The 2,836-nt window shown below is 44.3% G+C and carries 2 protein-coding genes; one reads left to right on the forward strand and one right to left on the reverse strand.

All coding sequences use genetic code 11. The features are described from left to right. Positions 1–275 precede the first annotated feature (275 nt). Positions 276–1,826 carry a serine hydrolase domain-containing protein gene (locus AB3X55_13350; protein MEX0504570.1) on the forward strand — a complete coding sequence of 517 codons (1,551 nt, stop codon included), beginning with the start codon at positions 276–278 and terminating at the stop codon, positions 1,824–1,826. A 97-nt stretch (positions 1,827–1,923) separates the two neighbouring features. Here the strand turns inward: AB3X55_13350 and AB3X55_13355 are convergent, their stop codons facing one another. Continuing rightward, positions 1,924–2,505, reverse strand: a complete 582-nt coding sequence (locus AB3X55_13355; GenBank protein MEX0504571.1) for a hypothetical protein — start codon at positions 2,503–2,505, stop codon at positions 1,924–1,926. Positions 2,506–2,836 lie beyond the last annotated feature (331 nt).

Here is a 2,836-nt window from a genome sequence, read left to right on the forward strand (position 1 = left end):
TGTGGGCACAGGTATTGTGTTGTTAGGCTTTTACACGGGCGAGGTTATCCGACGCATCCAAGTAAGTCGTGTTTGATGGTATCTATTGGGACACATGTATGCTCATGTATGTTCGGGGTCACTGCCTGCTTGTTGGAAAAGCAATCGGCTTCTCAGAGTGTCACGATCACCAAGATTTATGTTTGCCATTCTGATTAGTCTTCATAAAGATATGGGCTGGTCTGCATCGCAATACAGATTTTGTGGAGGCTGGTCGCATAAGATCAGACGATGATTTGAAGCTTTTCCCAGTATTCTGTTTTCTTGTTTTGGTCTCTGCCAGTCAAATTTTTGCGAGCCCAAGTGATTGGGCACCATTGGATAGTGGTGGCCTTGGAAGGGCTGATGGAACCAACAGTTCGGAGTTTTGCAGCGATAAAGGTTATCCTCTTGCTGAAGATCCCGATCCGTTGGCAGCGATGATGAAATCTTTTGAACCTTGTTTTGTCGTTGGGTCTAGGTCAAGCATGTCGCTTGCAATGGGTTTGCCAGCAGCAAAGATTGCAAATTCAGTAAACATTCTCTCGTTCCAGAGAGCAGGTGAAGAGTTCATTCCACCGGATATTCTTAAGAAAATTGACAAATATCTAGACGATCATGAAGCAACTTCTTTGCTCATAGTTCTTGGTGGTCAAATTTTGCTTGAACGATACCAGTATGATCGCAAGCCAGACATGCCCATTCAAACCTTCGGCGTAGACAACTTATTGATGCCGATACTTGCTGGAATCGCTCTACAGGAAGGCTTGATTGCGTCTTTGGATGATCCTGTAACTGCTTATTACGAGCCTCTTCAGAATACGGAATGGGATAATGTATCAATCAATCACATTTTAAGAAGTTCCAGCGGTATCAAATTTGATCCGAAGATTGATCGTCCAGTTGTGATGCGGGAAATGGTGTCGGGATCTCTGGCGATAGACGAGATATTGGCGCGATTTGTGGATCGTGCTGCGGCTCCTGGAGAGACTCTCTCAACAACGATGTTAGATACCTATGTCCTAAGCAGAGTGTTAGAGAATGCCTTTTCGATGCCAGTTGAACAGCTGCTAAGTGAAAAGTTATGGTCACAAATCGGCGCTGAGCACGACGCATCTATCATTAAGAACTCTGCTGGAGAGACGTTTCGTAAAAACTTCTTTTCAGCTACGGCCCGGGACTACACTCGACTTGGTCAAATTCTGATCAATAAGGGTAAGTCTGCCAGTGGCGAGCAAATTATACCTGAAGACTGGTCCCAACTGGTGTTGCAAGGTAACAAAGATTTGCTCAAGTGTCCTTTTGGACCAGGGTGCACAAAGCTACCCTTTGGCTATACATTTCACAATTATGTAGCAAAATCAGGTACATCACTTTCTTTAGGATACCCTGGCAATATGATCATAATGAGCGCCGACGCCGATATGGTTGTGTTCCAAAGTAGTGTGGCAAAGGATGCAAAGGGTAATGGTGCTTTGTTTAAGGTTCTGCAAGAACTCATGAAACAAAGCGACACGATCAAGAGCAATCTGCCAACAAAGGCAACCGATGAACTTGAAAATCGTGCGGCAACGGGTACCGCAATAAGCCAGACGGTTACAGTCCAATCGCCAGAACAAACGAGTAACATCTCTTCAGAAGCTGCTGTCAGTTCTGGATCAGACAGCGCAATGTCTGCAGCATCAAGCCAAACGCAATTGTCTGTCTTGGATGAAATTGAAAACCGGTGTGTTAGCTATGGTTTCAAACGTGGTAATGAGGCGTTTGGTGGATGCGTCCTGAAGCTGCTAGACTTAACCGGTGATTAGTGCACTAGAAGGGACCGAACACCTTCTTTGCCACTTGTCGGATACCCTCAATCCTTATAACAAACCCAACATCTCAATATCCGAAAAGCGTGAGCATCTAAAAGATGTGCTTATTACGGGTTATCAGATTGAAAAAACCTATTAGAAGAATAATTGCCAGCAGAAGCCCGATAACATCTCCAACGAAATGCCTTGCAATCACATCGAAGACTTCAGTTGGGCTATATGCTTCACCCTTCAGATAAGCCCCTGATATAGAATTGAAAACTGAAGCAAGTGCGCCAGCAAACATGACTGAACGCCAGCCTGTGATCCCTTCCATTTTTGGATAAACATCCAGCTTCATCAGACGCATCAACTCAAAGGCAAAGACTGCCGAAAATGAACTGAATAGAGGAATGAGAAACGTAAAGCCCTGCTGATATTCTGTTGATGCATAGAACTGGTGCATTAACAATTCGGCGGGGACGAGGGCGAATAATGATTTGGGCCCCAGCAGCCAGGCTGAAAGCACACGAACCGCATGGGGAAGAAATATCAGGCTTCCGATGAGAGACATGTTGCCAACGAAATAGATTTCAATTGGCAGGATCAAATTATACCACGCCATGTATGTTGCAAAATAAAGCAACATAACCAATCCAAGCCAGTGGGATGCAATGCCCCTAAGTGTTTGCATGACGTTTTGATTGCCAGCCACTTTGTTAATAGATCAGTTACTTTAGGCTGAGGAAATGCAATTTCCATCACGTCGTCAATTTTAAGCTGATTGCTGTATAAACTCAAAATATCCTTTAGAAACTCAAGATATCACCTAAGTGTAGTCACTATCCCTATACTGATAACGATAAGGATATGTAGGTCCTTTCCATTACCAGTAAGTTTCTGTGTGGCATCTCAATGCCCACACTTTCCCTATACTGATAACACTAAGACACAAAGCCTCTGTAAGACTCATACAGGCTGTCTAGCACTGCATGTGTAGCCATGCTTGCTGTGCATAGCCAATG

Source organism: Alphaproteobacteria bacterium LSUCC0719, from assembly GCA_040839025.1.
Lineage (GTDB): Bacteria > Pseudomonadota > Alphaproteobacteria > Puniceispirillales > Puniceispirillaceae > UBA8309.

What these genes read in the sequence shown, in the direction of transcription:
- AB3X55_13355 (MEX0504571.1), bottom strand. Translation starts at nt 2,505, where the DNA reads ATGCAAACACTTAGGGGCATTGCATCCCACTGGCTTGGATTGGTTATG.